The sequence below is a fragment of the Xylanibacter caecicola genome (genome assembly GCF_013166515.1).
Lineage (GTDB): Bacteria > Bacteroidota > Bacteroidia > Bacteroidales > Bacteroidaceae > Prevotella > Prevotella caecicola.
The window spans coordinates 1-1,028 of record NZ_JABKKJ010000060.1 but is presented as its reverse complement, the minus strand read 5'-3'; the positions used below and the strand labels follow the sequence as shown (position 1 = coordinate 1,028).

Below are 1,028 nucleotides of genomic sequence, written 5' to 3'. Positions count from 1 at the left end.
ACCTGTTGGCGGAATTAATTTAATGCATACTTAATTCTGCCAATGGGCTTGTCGTTAATGAAGTTTACGTATTGCAGAATGGTAAGTGCACTAATTTTGCCAATGATTCTGGCAAACAAACCATTCGTTATTTTCGCGTAGTTCCTGATGACCAAGAACTGGTCTGTAAGTTGTGAGAATATTGTCTCAATCCTCTTTCTTGCCTTTGCAAACGGAATGAATGTCGGTTTCCAATCCTTTTGGTTGAGCCGATACGGACACTCCAGTCTTATGTGTGCGGTTTCGAACAAGTCAAGCTGTACGTCAGCTCCAATATACCCTTTGTCACCATAGATGCTACAGTCGTGATAAGTATGTTTTACATCCTTCATATAATGGAGGTCAGCCACACTTGCCTTTGACAGATCATAGGAATGGATAACTCCACTTAACCCACAGAGAGCGTGTAACTTATAACCAAAATAATACGTGTTCTGCGAAGCACAGAAGCCGAAGTCGGGAGCTTGCGAGAAATTGCCAGCACGCCCCATCTTGCAACGTTTTCCTCTTGCAACCCTACAGACCTCTATCGGCTTGGAGTCAACAAAGAATTGTTCCTCTCCGCCATCCATTTCCATGGCAATCCGCTTGCGCAGTTCCTCACACAGGCCTGACGTTTTCTTCCTGCGGTCATTGAACTGTCTCCTTGATATGAGATTGGGAATGCTGTCCTTGTATTCTTGCAATTTATAGTCGAACAACCACTTCTCACTATCAATGCTCTCGGTCTCTGCCGTCAGGGATAGCGCCACCACTTCCAAATCCGAAAACTTGGGAACAGGACCACGACGTGGAACATTACCCGAATCATTGACGAGATTTTCAGAGAATTGCTTGCATATCTCAAGTATTTTGACGAATTTTGCATAAAGGTTGTACATACGATGGTTTGAACTTAATGTTTTAATCACCACTAAGTTACTAAAAATCAGCGACATGTACAACTTTTTACTCATATTTATCAACTTAAATTAATTCCGCCAACGGGT

The 1,028-nt window shown here is 42.6% G+C and carries 1 protein-coding gene; it reads right to left on the bottom strand.

Translation table 11 applies throughout. The features are described from left to right. Window positions 1-14: 14 nt before the first annotated feature. Entirely contained in the window at window positions 15-995 is a 981-nt protein-coding gene (locus HPS54_RS12770; RefSeq protein ID WP_032536584.1) for an IS982-like element IS1187 family transposase, read from the bottom strand. Window positions 996-1,028: the final 33 nt, after the last annotated feature.

Excerpts from the sequence above, each read along its gene's own strand:
- HPS54_RS12770 (WP_032536584.1), bottom strand. The coding sequence starts at position 995 with ATGAGTAAAAAGTTGTACATGTCGCTGATTTTTAGTAACTTAGTGGTG.